Raw genomic sequence first — 15,492 nt, 5'->3', positions numbered from 1 at the left:
CGTTGCAGGTAGGCAAGTGAATAAACCCCGATGAGCTGGTTCAAGTCAGTGATTCGGGTGCATGAACGTAGCTAACGACCCTGCGGCGTCAAATACGAAGGGTATTTGAGGAATACGATGAAAAGTCAGTCACCTCTCGTCACCCTGCGCGACCTGGCTCAAAAGGCGGTCGAACAGGCAAGCACCCAATTAGGGCAAGCACGCTTGTCCTACCAGAATGCTGAGCAGCAACTCAGTATGTTGCTGTCCTATCAGGATGAATATCGGGTGCGGTTGAATGACACGCTGAGTAACGGCATGGCCTCTTCCAGTTGGCAAAATTATCAGCAATTTATTCAAACATTGGAGCAAGCCATTGAGCAACATCGTCATCAATTGGCCCAGTGGAATACCAAAGTTGAACAGGCAGTCAAGCATTGGCAAGAAAAGCAACAGCGGTTAAATGCGTTTGAAACACTGAATGAGCGAGCCGAAACCAGCGCGCGCTTGCAAGAAAACCGATTGGATCAAAAATTGATGGATGAGTTCGCCCAGCGCGCCTCACAAAGGAGTCTAAATTCATGAATCTGTCTTTATTGCCTGCTGTTACAACCGCTGGTGAAGCCGAGGGGGCATCATCCTCGTCATCCATTGCAGCACTCTTTACCGACGCAGGGTTACCGGCTGATTTCGCCAAACTGTTAGGCGATCAATTGGGAAAAGAACTCACCGCTCTGGATGCTTCGACCTTGAAATCATCCCTGGCCGCCACAACTGATCTCACCGCCGATGTTGACAGTGGTAAGTCAGCCAGCGGCAACAGCAAATTGAACCAATTGTTGGCAGCATTAGGTGATATCAGCGCCACGCTGCCAGCGGGTTTGACCCATGCCGGGCAAACTGGCGACGCTGCGGGTAGCAAGAAAACCGTAGTCCATGATGACAGTAAGCTCGACAGTGCCAGTGATAAAACGGATCCCTCCGCATTGCAGACTTTGCTGGCAATGTTGCCGCATCAGGTCGCTAATACGTTGGGTACGGCGAACAATGGGCAAAAGGCCACACTGACTGATGGCAAAGGCTTGGCGGACAGCAAAACTACCGCCCAGCAAGATATTGCCACTTTGACCAGCCTGACATCGCAAGATAAAGGGTTAGCTGCGCTGATTGGCGGCACCGTAGGCAGTATAAAGAGTGATAAAGCCGCAAACAGTGGCGATACCCTGGCGGGTGCAACCACTAAAACCAAAACCAGCGCCGCACAAGATAAGCTGGCCCAGTTAAGTGCGAAAGATGCCGACACTCTTAATGCCAAAGTTGCACCGCTGGTCGCACAAGCGGATACCACAGCGACCGCCGCGGATAGAACGCTGATCAGCTCGGCTACCGTGACCCCATCTCTCCCTCCAGTGTCCAGCCCGGTGTTATCGACCACCGCCAGCGCCCACATCGCGGCTCCCGCCAGCGGTTATTTAAGTGCGCAGTTGGGTAGCCAGGAATGGCAACAATCGCTGGGACAACAAGTGATTATGTTCAGCCGCAATGGGCAACAAAATGCCGAGTTGCGCCTCAATCCGCAAGAGTTGGGTGCCTTACAAATTAGCCTCAAAATCGACGACAATCAGGCGCAGCTACACTTTGCTTCAGCGCACAGTCAGGTTCGGGCCGCCATTGAAGCTGCCATGCCAAGTTTGCGCACCGCTCTGGCTGAAAGTGGCATTCAGTTAGGTCAAAGCAGTGTCGGCAGCGAAGGCCAATGGCAACAAGCGCAGCAACAAAGCCAACAGAATCAGCAAGATTTTGCCTCACGCGGTCAACCTGGATACGGTGAAACCACCACGGGAGAGGCGCTGACCAGCACACCATTGGTGACGCCAGCCTCGCTGCAAGCGCTGGCAAACGGTAATGGCGGCGTTGATATTTTCGCCTAACGCGGATGTTAATTGCGCCAAAAGGTGACAAACGGGCAAGTTAGGCCGTTTTTCGCCACCTATTCTGCCTATTGGGATTAAAGATACGCGGGATAATCATTAGTAATAATTTGGATAGCCTGGTGTCAGTTGCTCCTGGCTATTACCGTGATCCACCGGTTTGATACCAAAACAGGAATTTGCCTTCTCCATGTCTCAAAATACCTTCCCGGCCAAGCGTAAGAGTTCGATCTGGGTGATCCTGCTGGTGCTGATTGCCGTAGCAGCCACTGCGGGTGGCGGTTATAGCTGGTGGATACTCAATCAGAGTAAAACCACCACAGCGAAAGTGGCCCCGGTAATCCCAGTATTCATGCCACTGGAAACCTTCACGGTCAATCTGATCACGCCAGATAATAATCTGGATCGTGTGCTTTATATCGGATTAACGTTAAGACTTCCCGACGATAGCACGCGCACAAGACTAAATGACTATCTGCCGGAAGTGCGCAGCCGTCTGCTGCTACTGCTCTCCCGTCAGTCCGCTGATAGCCTGGCGAATGAAGAAGGCAAACAGCGGTTAGTGGGTGAAATTAAAAACGTTCTTAGCCCGCCAATGGTTAAAGGTCAACCTAATCAGGTAGTCAGCGATGTGCTGTTTACCGCATTTATATTGCGATAATCATTATGGGCGATAGCATTCTTTCACAAGCAGAGATTGACGCACTGTTGAACGGTGACAGCGGAGGTGATGAACCCGAAGCTGCCACTGGCAACGAGACAGACGTCAAGCCTTATGACCCGACGACCCAGCGACGTGTGGTGCGTGAGCGCCTGCATGCGCTGGAGATAATCAATGAGCGGTTTGCCCGCCAGTTCCGTATGGGGCTGTTTAACCTGTTGCGCCGCAGCCCAGACATCACGGTTGGCCCGATAAAAATCCAGCCATATCATGATTTTGCCCGTAACTTGCCGGTGCCAACTAACCTCAACTTGATACATTTGAAACCGTTACGCGGAACAGCACTGTTTGTTTTCGCTCCGAGTTTGGTGTTTATTGCGGTTGATAACCTGTTTGGTGGCGATGGCCGTTTCCCGACTAAAGTGGAAGGCCGCGAGTTTACGCATACAGAACAACGCGTTATTAACCGGATGTTGCGCTTAGCGTTGGACGCTTATCGCGATGCCTGGGCTCCTATCTATAAAATAGATGTGGAATATGTCCGTTCTGAAATACAGGTGAAGTTTACCAATATCACCACCTCCCCCAACGATATCGTGGTCACGACCCCGTTCCAGGTGGAAATCGGGGCGTTGAGTGGTGAGTTTAATATCTGTATTCCCTTCGCCATGATTGAGCCGTTACGCGAACTACTGACCAATCCGCCACTGGAAAACTCCCGTCAGGAAGACAGTCATTGGCGTGAAACGCTGGTCAAGCAAGTTCAGCATTCCGAGCTGGAACTGGTGGCTAATTTTGTTGATATCCCGCTGAGATTGTCGCAGATACTCAAGCTACAACCGGGGGATGTATTACCGATAGATAAACCGGACCGACTGATTGCTCATGTCGACGGCGTACCTGTGCTGACCAGTCAGTACGGGACATTAAACGGGCAATATGCCCTACGTGTTGAACATTTGATTAACCCTATTTTGAATGCTCTGAATGAGGAACAGCCCAATGAGTGACCCTAAGCTTCCGTCTGACGATGGAAAGGAATCCGTGGACGATCTGTGGGCTGATGCGTTTAATGAGCAGCTGGCATCGGATAAGCCAGCGGCCACTACTGATGGTGTATTTAAATCACTGGAAGCGCCTGACGCACTGGGTAATCTACAGGATATCGATTTGATTCTTGATATTCCGGTGAAGCTGACCGTTGAGTTGGGTCGCACCAAAATGACTATCAAAGAGCTGCTGCGCCTGTCGCAAGGTTCAGTTGTTTCCCTTGATGGCCTGGCGGGTGAGCCTTTGGATATTCTGATCAACGGTTATCTGATTGCGCAGGGTGAAGTGGTGGTGGTCGCGGATAAATATGGCGTTCGCATCACTGACATTATTACCCCGTCAGAACGCATGCGTCGTCTGAGTCGCTAATGACCGCAGCGCAAACAGTGGCGACAACCACCACTGACTCAACATCTTCTGATTCCGCACCGGCTGCCAATATGCCGGTGTTAGGAAATACTCAGGTGACAACAGCCCAAACCCCTGTTACCGGGTTTGCGGCCAGTCACCCAGGTATCGCCTCGCAACAAGCTGCCCCGGCGATGCCCGCAGGCTCGGTGTTGACGCAAGTTGGCTCGGTGCTGGGCGGTATTTTACTGCTGATTTTATGTGCCGCCTGGCTGGTGCGCCGCTTAGGTTTTGCACCACAGGCCCGCAATAATAAGCTGTTAAATGTGCGAGCCAGTTGTCAGGTTGGTCAGCGCGAACGCGTTGTTATTGTCGAAGTAGATGACACCTGGCTGGTATTGGGTGTCACTGCCCAAAACGTAACGCAGCTCCATACACTGCCACGCCCAGCGGTTGACGAAACCGACACCGCGCTGTCGGCTGATAGTGGAAAACCGGCTGATTTTCGCCAGATACTGAACACCTATCTATTAAACAAAAAATCGCTGTTAAACAAGCATTCAAAACATCCGGAAAAATCGGCATGATGTCTCTGCGCCCGATCATGAATAAAGCCCCCCTACTGCTACTTGCTCTGCTGTGCTCTCCGGCGGCAATGGCGCAACTGCCGGGTATTATCAGCCAGCCGCTGGCCAATGGTGGTCAGAGCTGGTCTTTACCGGTACAGACGCTGGTCTTTATCACCACCCTGAGCTTCCTGCCCGCCGCATTACTGATGATGACCAGCTTTACCCGCATCATTATTGTGCTCGGTTTGCTGCGCAACGCATTAGGAACTCCTTCTGCGCCACCGAATCAGGTGATGCTGGGTTTGGCGCTGTTCCTGACTTTTTTCATCATGTCGCCGGTGTTTGACAAGGTCTATCAAGATGCTTATCTGCCCTTCAGTCAGGACAAAATAAGTATGGAAGTGGCGATGGATAAAGGCTCGCAACCGCTGCGTGAGTTTATGTTACGCCAGACCCGCGAATCTGACCTGGCACTGTATGCCCGCTTAGCCAATCTGCCGCCACTGGAAGGGCCAGAAGTGGTGCCTTTGCGCATTCTGTTACCGGCGTATGTGACCAGCGAGCTGAAAACCGCGTTCCAAATTGGTTTTACCGTATTTATTCCGTTTTTGATTATCGACCTGGTGGTTGCCAGTGTGTTGATGGCGCTCGGGATGATGATGGTTCCGCCCGCCAGTATCTCGCTGCCCTTCAAACTGATGCTGTTTGTGTTGGTTGATGGCTGGCAGTTGCTACTCGGCTCGTTAGCGCAGAGTTTTTATAGCTAAGGTAAATACGTCATGACACCTGAATCGGTAATGGCCCTCGGCGTTGAGGCAATGAAGATAGCCCTTGCACTGGCTGCACCATTATTGCTGGCGGCATTGATCAGCGGCTTGATTGTCAGCCTGCTGCAAGCCGCAACGCAGATCAACGAAATGACACTATCATTTATCCCCAAAATACTGGCGGTGTTCGCCACCATGGTCATTGCAGGCCCATGGATGCTCAGCCTGATCCTCGACTATATGCGTAATTTGTTCACCAGCCTGCCAACGTTGATTGGCTAAGCATGCTGTCTCTTGATACCACTCAACTTAGCATCTGGGTCAGCCAGTATTTCTGGCCTCTGATCCGCATTTTGGCGCTGATCACCACTGCACCGGTATTAAGTGAAAAGCAGATAAACCGTAAAGTTAAAGTCGGGCTGGCAGTATTAATTACGTTTTTGATTGCCCCCTCTCTGCCACCGGTGAATATTCCTTTAGTCTCCAGCGGCGCTTTCTGGGTCGCTGGCCAGCAAGTATTAATTGGCGTCGCCATCGGTTTAACCATGCAGTTTGCTTTTGCCGCTATCCGGCTGGCCGGTGAAGTGATTGGTTTGCAAATGGGGCTATCGTTCGCCACCTTTTTTGACCCTTCCGGCGGGCCGAATATGCCCGTCCTCGCCCGGTTGCTAAACTTGCTAGCGATGTTGTTATTTCTCTCGTTCGATGGTCATTTGTGGCTAATTTCTTTATTAGCTGACAGTTTTCATACCTTGCCTATCCAGTTTGAACCGCTTAATGGTAATGGTTTCCTGGCATTAACTCAGGCCGGTTCATTGATCTTTATGAATGGCTTAATGTTGGCATTGCCGCTCATCACCCTGCTGCTTACCCTAAATATGGCGTTAGGGATGCTTAACCGTATGACACCGCAACTTTCTGTTTTCGTTATCGGTTTCCCACTCACATTGACGGTTGGTATTATCTCGCTGGGATTAATCATGCCGTTATTGGCACCTTTTACCGAACATCTGTTTGGCGAGTTTTTTGACCGGCTGGCGGGTGTGTTAAGTGGTCTGGCAAAGTGATTCGGGTAAGCGAGCACAGCCAACACTGCTGCAACTTGAAAGATGACGGATAGAAAAGAAGGTATGTCACCCCAAACCTTAGTGGGAAAAGGTGACATACCAAAAAGTGTACCCGGTTTAAGCACACTTAAGAGGGAACCTGTGGGGCTGGCCCACAGGTAGAAGACGGATTATTTATTCAGTTGGAACAGAGACAAGCCCTGCATATTGGTGAATGTGGTGTAAGAAGCCTGTAACGCGGCTTGCTGCATGACATAGGACGAAATAGCAGCGTTCCAATCCACATCTTGCAAGTCACTCAAACGCTGCGTGTTGATCAACGTACGATCAGAACCCAGGCTGTCGAGGCTGTCTAATTCCTCCAATTGTGTACCAATTTCAGCTTGCACTGACAGCACGTTGTTCAGTGAGTTAGCCATGCCACGGATACCTTTATCCATCTCATCAGAAGCCTGCTGTTTCACATCATCCGTTGCGCCTTGCAGTGGGGTCTTCAATGATTTCAACACGGTGTCGATGGTATTAAAGATATTGCTTTCAGCAGCCACCGGATCACCATTCGCATCATTCGGCTCTGGTGTCGCATTGCTGGTTAATGCCATAAATATGCTGGAACCGGTATGACCCACCGTCATGGTACGGTTCGAATCTACCCGTTGTTGAATCGCAACATCCCCCCCAACGTAAGTCACTTCACCGGTAGTGCTCACCGCGAAAGGCGCTTTATCGCTTTTAAAACCACCAAACATATAGCGGCCATTACCGTCAGTTGAGTTGGCCTGATTCAACAACTGGTCTTTTAGACCCTGCAATTGTGTCGCCATTGACGCCCGGTCATCATCACTCAAAGAGTCTTTCGCCGCACCAATGATCAGGCTTTGAATCGACTGAATGGTGGAGGTCGCCTGTGATAATACCGTGGTTTCCAGCGAGGAACTTTGGCGAGCATAACTCCGCGCCAAGGTGTACTGGTTATTTTCCGATTGGGACTGTGACACCATAACCGCCTGCGATGCCGCCATCGGATCATCAGAGGGATTAACCACCCGCTTGCCCGTCGAGAGCTGTTGGCCCGACTGCATCCACAGGGATTGAGCATTGGTGATGCCCTGCATATTTTGCTGATACAGCATGCTGGTACTTAAGCGCACGATGTCAGTTCCTTTTTAGCAACAGCTTAGCCAGTTTTTCCGCGTTAAGCGCAATACTGACTAAACCTAAAATGAGATAAGTAGCGGCAGTAACGCCTTGCCGCTGACCCAAACTTAACCACGCAAGTCCAGCAACGCGTTGAACAAGGTTGAAGCGGTCTGAATCACCTGCGCATTCGCCAGATAATATTGCTGGAAACGCTGTAAATCGCCGTACTCTTCGTCCAGATTCACGCCAGAAATTGACTGCTGCTCTGCCGTCAACTGGGTAACGATGTTGGCCTGCGCCGTGCTGTTGGTTTTTGCCGTTGCCGTCTGGTTACCCACATTACTGACCAACCCGGCATAAGCACCTGACAGTGTTGCTTTACCATCAACCAATTTCTTGGTTTGCAAATCCAACAGCGCTTGTGCATTAACGTTGTCGCTCGCACCACCATCAGCAGTACCGGCTGCGGCAATCATGCTGGAGTCTGTAATGGCGACCTGTAAATTAGCCGCAACATTAGAAACAGTTTTAACTGTGAATTTATCTTTCGCTTGCGGGCCGGTTGTGCCGCTATCAATACTGACCGCCACACCGTCAAAATTCAGTGTCGGCTTACCGTCGGCATCCGTACCCGCCGTAGTAGGCACTTTGGTGTTATCCGACAAACGTGTGACCTGCCAGTTAGTCCCATCGAATTCCACGGTATAATCACTGGCTTTTACTTTAGAGGTATCGGTATAAGCCACGGTTAAACCAGCATCACCCTGATTTTTGCTATTTTTCACCACAGAAGGGTTGGCGAAGCTAAAGAAATCTGTGCCCGCATCACCATTAGCATCAAAGCCAGCTTTATGTTGGGTGTTAAAGCTATCAGCCATCACCAGCGCCAATTGCCCTAATTGGTTACGGGCACTATCCAGCGCTTCGCTGCGGAATTTCAGGGTTCCACCCAGTGACCCGGTAGTCAGACGACTTTCGTCGATCTCCATGGTCTCGCCAGAGCCACGGTTATAACCCAGGGTGAGGCGAGTCGCATCCGCGCTGGAAGGAATAGCTTCCACTTTATAAGCATTCGGCCCTTGCACCAGCGACAAACCACCGGCAAATGACACATTGTAAGTATCGCCATCTTGCTGGGTTACCGTCACGGCAACAATCTGGTTTAACTCGGTTACCAGTTGGTCACGTTGGTCGAGCAACGCATTTGGCTCGCTACCACTACTGCCCCGCAGGCGAGTAATCTGGTCATTTAGCTTGGCGATTTGCTCTGCATAGTTATTAATTTGCGTCGCACTGTCGCTTATCTTTTGATTAACGCCGGTATCCATATCACGCAGATATTTATCGGCATTTTGGAATTGGTTAACCAACCCTTCGGCTTTACCCAATACGGTTTTACGCGCAGCATCATCGCCCGCATTACTCACCAGATTTTGCAGGTTACTAAAGAAGTCCTGCATCGTGGTTGAGATGTTATTTGAAGTATTGGACAGTAAATTATCAATTTGCGAAATTTGTTGATAATAGGTTGTCAGCCCACTGCTTTGCGTTTGTGAGGCGCGCAATTGGTTGGTAATAAAGGCATTATATTCGCGGTTAACACCGGTTACGGACACGCCGTTACCAATAAAGCCCGCCGGGCTTAAGGTGCCACCATTTTGCGCAAAAATAGTGTTCTGACGGTTATAACCGGCCACCTGGAAATTGGTGATATTGTTACTGACGGTGCTCAGGGCATATTGTGCTGCGCTCAGACCACTCATCGCAGTATTCATTAAACTATTGGACATGAAGAGATCCTTTTACCGCAGGCGATTCACATCGCACACCTGCATTTATTAATATGGGGATACTGCCTGAGGAAACCTAAGCCCCCGCACAGCCTATTCAGAGTATCGGCCCGAGTTTGGAAAACTTGAGTGAAAATATGGGTGTTATTGCCAGTAAAACCAATGAATAAAGTCGCGCACGTTACAGTGAGGACAGGCAGATCATAAAGACGCCGTAAACCCTTCCCTGGGGGCTCGAGCCGCGCCCTCCCTGGCGCGGACGCTTTACTCTTCTGCCTATCCTCCCCTCACCAATAGATATTGGAGTCCAAACACTGCTCAACCCCAAAATGCCAAGTAAAATTGCCTATTAGAACAACTGGCTCAGATCGCTGCTGTAGGCTTTTACCGCCTGCTCACCGGCATTCCTCATTTGCTGAATGACACTCACTAATTTTTGGGCATATTGCGGGTCAGTCGCATAACCGGCACGTTGCAGAGCATGCGCGCCTTGTTCAGGGCTTTGGGCGGCAGCGACATTGGCGTAGCGCGGATTTTGAGTCAGCAATTTGACATAATCACTGACAGCCTCGACGTAGGAGCCATAAACCCGGAAGCGAGCTTTGGTTTTCTTCGCCACACCTTGCTCATATTCCGTGGTGGTGATTTCACTGACCGGGCCATCCCAGTTGCTGCCTGCTTTAATACCAAAGACGTTGTAGCTGCTCTTACCATCAGCCGTTGGGATCTCACGTTGCCCCCAACCAGATTCCAACGCGGCCTGCGCCATAATAAGCTGATGCGGAATACCACTCTGTTGGCTGGCAATTTGTGCCGGAATCGACATGCGCGCGACAAAATTACCGGTGCTTTGTGGCAATGACGCTGAATTGTTGGCCGGTGGTGTCGGCATTGCCCGACGCACCATTTGCTCCAATGCTTGCGCTGGCAGAGTTTGCAGAACTTCGTTATCCAGCATCATTGGCACTGTACCGGCAGTTTCACTCGGTGATGTTGTCCCTGAAAGCTGCTCCACCATCATATCCGCCAGCCCTAACCCCTTGACCGACATTTGCTGGGCAATCTGTTGGTCATACATTGAGGTATAGAGCCGGGTTTGATCACTGTTCATCACACCATCTTGCGGCAAGGCGGAGCGCATGCTTTTCAGCATCATCTGCACAAACATCCCCTCCACCTGCTGGGCAACCTGCTTCAGGTTGCCATCGGGATCTCTCGCCGCGTCACGTTTTAAGCTGTTCAGTGATTGGGTATCATAAGCCGCCCCGAACATTTCATTGGCGCTGCCGGGCATTGCCATTAAATCGCTCATTAGATAATTTCCAATTTAGCCCGTAAGCAGCCAGCACTTTGCATCGCCTGCAAGATAGACATCAAATCAATCGGTGTGGCCCCCAGTGAGTTCAAGGCGCGTACCACATTATTCAGATTCGGGCTGGCATTAACGCGCTGCAATACGCCGCCTTGTTGCTGCACGGAAATCTGAGTATTCGGAGTGACGACCGTCTGACCACCACCGAAAGGTGTATCAGGCTGACTAACAGTGTTTTGTTTATCCACCACCACCGACAAGTTCCCTTGGGCCACAGCACAGGAATCCAGCACCACATTACGGTTCATCACCACCGAACCAGTACGTGAGTTGATAATCACCTTGGCGTCGCCTGCATCAACATTGACCGGAATATTCTGGATATCGGCCAGGAAACGCACTTGCGAACTGTTACCGCGCGGGACTAAAACCTGAATAGTTCGGGCGTCGATGGCGGAGGCAGAACCGAAACCACGCTGGCGGTTGATAGCATCACTGACCTGTTGCGCCATGGTGAAATCTTCATTATTCAATTGCAGATTAATCACCCCATCGGTGCCAAAGGTGGTCGGCAGTTCGCGTTCAATAGTTGCACCATTGCTGATACGCCCACCCGTCAATTGGTTGACCTGAACACTGCTACCACCAGAAGAAGCACCCGCCCCGCCCACTAATACGTTACCTTGCGCCAGAGCATAAACCTGATTATCGACCCCTTTTAGTGGGGTCATCAGCAGCGTACCGCCACGAATACTTTTGGCATTCCCCATTGATGACACCACCACATCAATGGTTTGCCCGGCGCGGGAAAACGCCGGTAACTTAGCGGTAACCATCACTGCGGCCACGTTTTTGAGCTGCATATTGGTGCCCGGTGGCACGGTAATCCCCAATTGGGACAACATGTTACTCAGGCTTTGCGTGGTAAACGGTGTTTGCATGGTTTGGTCACCGGAACCATCTAAACCGACCACCAGACCATAACCAATTAATGCGTTATCGCGTACGCCCTGAACGGTCACCAAATCGCGGATACGCTCGGCTGACGCCGGTAATGACACCAGCGTGAACAGCACAACAAGCTGCATAATAAATTGAGTGATAAGTGACTGTTTACGCATCAATGGGCCTCTTAGTATGGCGAAACATTAAGGAAGAACCGCTGCAACCAGCCCATGGTTTGCGCTTCATTGATATAACCATTGCCCACATACTCAATGCGCGCATCAGCGACCTGAGTTGAGGTCACGGTATTGCTGCCACTGATGGTGCGTGGGTTGACGACCCCAGAGAAGCGAATGAATTCGGTGCCCTGATTAATGGCTATCTGCTTCTCGCCCACTACATGCAAGTTACCGTTAGCCAAAACTTGATCAACGGTCACCGTGATGGTGCCACTGAAGGTGTTATTCGCATTGGCCCCACCCTTGCCACCAAAGGTGCTATCACCAGAAATATCCATATCCGCACGCGCATTACCCAGTAAGCCGTCGAGATAACGCGGAGCAGTCGCGACGCCAAATTTGCTGGAACCATTACGGCTCGCATTCGCTGAGGAGCTTTTGCTGGCACTGACATTTTCCTGCAAAGTAATGGTCAGCGTGTCACCGACATTACGTGGGCGACGGTCTTCGAACAGTGGCTGATAGCCATAGTTCATCGGCTGGGCAGCCTGAAAAATAGAGCCATTCGGCAGTGGCGCACTGGCAGGTGCTGGCTGGGCAGACGTCGAGCCATCTACCAGTGATTTGTGCGGAATATACGCGCAGCCATTGAGTAGCAGCGTCGCCATCAACGGCGCACCCACCCATCTCAACTCAGCGAGTTTACGCAGCGGCTTTCTATCCATCTCTGATTATCTGTCCTGTAACCTGTTGGCGGCTGGCAAGATCAGCCATTCTGCGGCAATCAGGGGGCATCATTGCCCCCCGAGAGCGGATTTACAGCTGTGTCAGTTTTTGCAACATCTGATCTGACGTTGAAACCGCTTTACTGTTGATTTCATAGGCGCGTTGCGTCTGGATCATGTTGACCAACTCTTCCGCCACATTGACGTTAGACGTTTCAACATACCCCTGATACAACAAGCCGCCGCCGTTCAGACCCGGTGTAGTTTCATTCGGGGCACCGGAACTGGCGGTTTCCTGATACAGGTTCTCGCCGACACTTTCCAGGCCACTGTTATTGATGAAGGTCGTCAGTGTCAGTTGCCCAACTTGCTGAGTAGCAGTTTGCCCCGGCAAGGTGACGCTAACGATACCGTCGCGCCCAACCGTCATGCTTAGCGCATTAGCCGGAATGGTGATAGCCGGTTGCACCTGAAAACCACCCGATGTCACCAACTGACCATTTTGGTCAACCTGAAAAGACCCATCGCGGGTATAGGCATTGGTGCCATCAGGCATTTGCACCTGAAAGAACCCCTCACCTTTAATAGCGATATCTTTGCTGTTATCGGTTTTAGACAGGTTACCCTGACTGTGTAAACGCTCAGTGGCTACCGGACGAACACCGGTACCAATCTGCAAACCCGATGGCAAGGTGGTCTGCTCGGAAGATTGCGCTCCCGGTTGACGCATGGTTTGGTACAACAAATCTTCAAACACCGCCCGCTGGCGTTTAAAACCATTGGTGCTGACGTTCGCCAGGTTGTTGGCGATAACATCCATATTGGTCTGCTGTGCATCCAGGCCGGTTTTGGCAATCCAGAGTGATCGGATCATCAGTTTATTCCTCTGCGCCTAGGCGCTTAGCTCAGGGCTAATAGTTGATTAGCGCGCTGTTCGTTTTCATCCACGCTGTGGATGACTTTCATCTGCATTTCAAAACCACGGGCATTGGCAATCATGTCAGCCATGGCTTCAACCGCTTTCACGTTACTGCCCTCCAGCACGCCCGGCATAATCTTGATAAGCGGGTCATTCGCCAACTGAGCACCCCGCGCCTGTTGTGTTGCAGGAGTTAGATGAAATAACCCGTCATCACCGTGCATCACTTCACCTGCTGTTGCTCTGACCCGTTTAATCTGACCAAGCTGAGCAATGGTATTCGGCGAATCACCGGCATTCAGTGCCGAGATAGTGCCATCAGCCGCAATAGTGACCGCCGCCTGAGGAGGCACTTCGATCGGGCCGTTGTCACCCATTAGCGGGTAACCCTGCACCGTCATTTGCCCATCAGCCGAAACTTGAATATTCCCGTTACGGGTATAAGCCTCGGTGCCATCGGGCAGTCGAACCGCCAAATAACCATCTTGCTGCAAGGCCACATCCAACGGACGACCGCTGTAGTTCATCGTCCCCTGACTGATATCTACGCCGGGGGTCGATGCTGTGACCATGGTGCGAGTGGCCATACTTGGCCCATCAATAGGCACAGCCCGCATCGCCGCCAACTGCGCACGAAAACCCGGCGTTGAGGCATTCGCCAGGTTATTAGCGGTAACCGCTTGCAGTTCGAGTGACTGCCGGGCAGCCCCCATTGCGGTATATATTGCGTGATCCATGAGCGAGTCCCGTCAGTTCGATTAACGCAGGTTAACCAGAGTTTGTAAGATCTGATCCTGGGTTTTGATGGTTTGCGCGTTAGACTGATAGTTACGCTGCGCCACAATCATGTTCACCAGCTCTTTACTCAAATCCACGTTAGAGGATTCCAGTGCGCCGCTGGTCAAGGTTCCGAAACCGCCGCTGCCCGCTGTCCCAAGGATTGGGTTACCGGATGAAAGCGTTTCTTTCCATACGTTATCGCCTTCGGATGACAAACCTTCAGGGTTAGCGAAGTTGACCATCACGATTTGACCGAGCAATTGAGTCTGCGAGTTGGAATAAGTACCAACTACCGAGCCGTCGTTATTAATCTGGAAGCCGGTGAATTCACCCGCAGCGTAGCCAGTCTGGTTTTGGGTCACGATGCTATCTGTACCGGTATTTTGCTGCTTGCTGCCCGCCACACTCAGCGTGAAAGTCTGTTCTGGTGCACCGTTAACCACACCCATTGGGATAGTCAAGGTGAAGTCAGTGGTACTGGCAGCGTTCGTACCATTGGTAACACTTTGCAGTGCGCCGTTGGTATCAAACGTCATGGAACCGCGTTTCTCCGCAGTTTGTGCCGGGTTAGCGCTGCTATCGAGGGTGTACACATCCCAGGAGTTGCCCGCCGTGGTGCTTTCAGAACGTTTAACATAGAACACATTGATTTCATGGCGGTTACCCAAGCTATCGAAGGTGGTCATGTTATTGACGAAACTGTAGGTGTCAGGTTTGGTGGCATCAAAATTGGTGGTATCAGGAATAACATCATGGGTTGAGGTCAGGTTAGCCACCATGGTGCCTGAGGTTGTTGCCTTGGCCGGGATCATATCCTGCGGAACAGACAGCGCTACCGGGTTCGCCCCTTGCTGTACAGTCGGCGGGGTACCGGTCGCCGGGTAGCCGGTCAGGCTCAGGCCCTGCATATTGACGATATTGCGGTTCTCATCCAGTTTAAACTGACCGTTACGGGCATATAACACACCACCGCTGCTGTCTTGCATACGGAAGAAACCACTTTGACTGATAGCCAGATCCAGACGGCGGTTAGTGGTGGTGGTGGTACCGTCGTTAAAGTCCTGAGTAATCCCTGCGACTTTAACGCCCATCCCGGTCTGAGAGCCGGCAAACATATCGGCAAAAGAAACTGAGCCGGCTTTAAAACCTGACGTCGCCGAGTTGGCGATGTTGTTACCGATCACATCCAGGTTACTGGACGCTGCGTTCAAACCGCTGACTGCTTGAGAAAAGCCCATTTTCTTCTCCGTTAGATTCGGGGTCCGTGAAAGACCTTAAGCATTGATGACATATCAAACGCTACTTTTAAAAATGATGGTGAATCAGTTCG

Annotated in this window: 17 protein-coding genes; 9 read left to right on the top strand and 8 right to left on the bottom strand. The window is 51.3% G+C overall.

All coding sequences use genetic code 11. From position 1 onward, the window contains the following. The first annotated feature begins 117 nt into the window (after positions 1-117). The 9 genes from fliJ (at position 118) to fliR (ending at position 6,372) form a co-directional block, all read left to right on the top strand. Positions 118-564, top strand: coding sequence for a flagellar export protein FliJ (fliJ, locus tag HU019_RS05225; RefSeq protein WP_174849207.1), 447 nt, complete (start codon positions 118-120; stop codon positions 562-564). Next, entirely contained in the window at positions 561-1,910 is a 1,350-nt protein-coding gene (locus HU019_RS05220) for a flagellar hook-length control protein FliK (RefSeq protein WP_174849208.1), read from the top strand. The genes fliJ and HU019_RS05220 overlap by 4 nt, the downstream gene beginning before the upstream one ends. A 190-nt stretch (positions 1,911-2,100) precedes the next feature. After that, positions 2,101-2,571, top strand: a complete 471-nt coding sequence (gene fliL, locus HU019_RS05215) for a flagellar basal body-associated protein FliL (protein WP_174849209.1) — start codon at positions 2,101-2,103, stop codon at positions 2,569-2,571. Between the two features lie 5 nt (positions 2,572-2,576). Further along, entirely contained in the window at positions 2,577-3,581 is a 1,005-nt protein-coding gene (fliM, locus tag HU019_RS05210) for a flagellar motor switch protein FliM (RefSeq protein WP_174849210.1), read from the top strand. Next, complete coding sequence (fliN, locus tag HU019_RS05205; protein ID WP_005160399.1) at positions 3,574-3,990, top strand: flagellar motor switch protein FliN; 417 nt, start codon at positions 3,574-3,576, stop codon at positions 3,988-3,990. Before fliM ends, fliN begins: the two co-directional genes overlap by 8 nt. Beyond that, on the top strand, positions 3,990-4,556 hold the full coding sequence (gene fliO / locus HU019_RS05200; RefSeq protein WP_174849211.1) for a flagellar biosynthetic protein FliO: 567 nt from the start codon (positions 3,990-3,992) through the stop codon (positions 4,554-4,556). The genes fliN and fliO overlap by 1 nt, the downstream gene beginning before the upstream one ends. Then, the gene (gene fliP, locus HU019_RS05195; protein WP_174849212.1) at positions 4,553-5,305 is read left to right on the top strand and encodes a flagellar type III secretion system pore protein FliP; all 753 of its coding nucleotides are present in this window, start codon (positions 4,553-4,555) and stop codon (positions 5,303-5,305) included. Before fliO ends, fliP begins: the two co-directional genes overlap by 4 nt. A 12-nt stretch (positions 5,306-5,317) precedes the next feature. Next, positions 5,318-5,587: a flagellar biosynthesis protein FliQ gene (gene fliQ / locus HU019_RS05190; protein WP_050075376.1), complete on the top strand. Its 270-nt coding sequence runs from the start codon at positions 5,318-5,320 to the stop codon at positions 5,585-5,587. A gap of 2 nt (positions 5,588-5,589) precedes the next feature. After that, complete coding sequence (gene fliR, locus HU019_RS05185) at positions 5,590-6,372, top strand: flagellar biosynthetic protein FliR (RefSeq protein WP_174849213.1); 783 nt, start codon at positions 5,590-5,592, stop codon at positions 6,370-6,372. A gap of 170 nt (positions 6,373-6,542) precedes the next feature. Here the strand turns inward: fliR and flgL are convergent, their stop codons facing one another. From flgL to flgE, 8 genes are all read right to left on the bottom strand, one after another. Next, entirely contained in the window at positions 6,543-7,523 is a 981-nt protein-coding gene (flgL, locus tag HU019_RS05180) for a flagellar hook-associated protein FlgL (protein WP_174849214.1), read from the bottom strand. A 114-nt stretch (positions 7,524-7,637) separates the two neighbouring features. Continuing rightward, on the bottom strand, positions 7,638-9,302 hold the full coding sequence (gene flgK / locus HU019_RS05175) for a flagellar hook-associated protein FlgK (protein ID WP_174849215.1): 1,665 nt from the start codon (positions 9,300-9,302) through the stop codon (positions 7,638-7,640). A gap of 349 nt (positions 9,303-9,651) precedes the next feature. Then, entirely contained in the window at positions 9,652-10,614 is a 963-nt protein-coding gene (gene flgJ / locus HU019_RS05170) for a flagellar assembly peptidoglycan hydrolase FlgJ (RefSeq protein ID WP_174849216.1), read from the bottom strand. Then, positions 10,614-11,735 (bottom strand): flagellar basal body P-ring protein FlgI, encoded by a 1,122-nt coding sequence (locus HU019_RS05165; RefSeq protein WP_077174929.1) that lies wholly within the window; start codon positions 11,733-11,735, stop codon positions 10,614-10,616. Before HU019_RS05165 ends, flgJ begins: the two co-directional genes overlap by 1 nt. 11 nt (positions 11,736-11,746) lie before the next feature. Beyond that, positions 11,747-12,463 (bottom strand): flagellar basal body L-ring protein FlgH, encoded by a 717-nt coding sequence (flgH, locus tag HU019_RS05160; protein ID WP_174849217.1) that lies wholly within the window; start codon positions 12,461-12,463, stop codon positions 11,747-11,749. A gap of 91 nt (positions 12,464-12,554) precedes the next feature. Next, a complete protein-coding gene (flgG, locus tag HU019_RS05155) occupies positions 12,555-13,337 on the bottom strand; it encodes a flagellar basal-body rod protein FlgG (protein ID WP_174849218.1) in 783 nt (260 codons plus the stop codon). A gap of 26 nt (positions 13,338-13,363) precedes the next feature. After that, positions 13,364-14,119 carry a flagellar basal body rod protein FlgF gene (locus HU019_RS05150; protein ID WP_174849219.1) on the bottom strand — a complete coding sequence of 252 codons (756 nt, stop codon included), beginning with the start codon at positions 14,117-14,119 and terminating at the stop codon, positions 13,364-13,366. Between the two features lie 21 nt (positions 14,120-14,140). Next, on the bottom strand, positions 14,141-15,400 hold the full coding sequence (flgE, locus tag HU019_RS05145) for a flagellar hook protein FlgE (protein ID WP_174849220.1): 1,260 nt from the start codon (positions 15,398-15,400) through the stop codon (positions 14,141-14,143). Positions 15,401-15,492: the final 92 nt, after the last annotated feature.

This window comes from Yersinia artesiana, from assembly GCF_902726545.1.
In the GTDB taxonomy this organism is placed as follows: domain Bacteria; phylum Pseudomonadota; class Gammaproteobacteria; order Enterobacterales; family Enterobacteriaceae; genus Yersinia; species Yersinia artesiana.
Note: the sequence above shows the minus strand (reverse complement) of the source record. Positions and strands in the feature narration are given on the sequence as shown.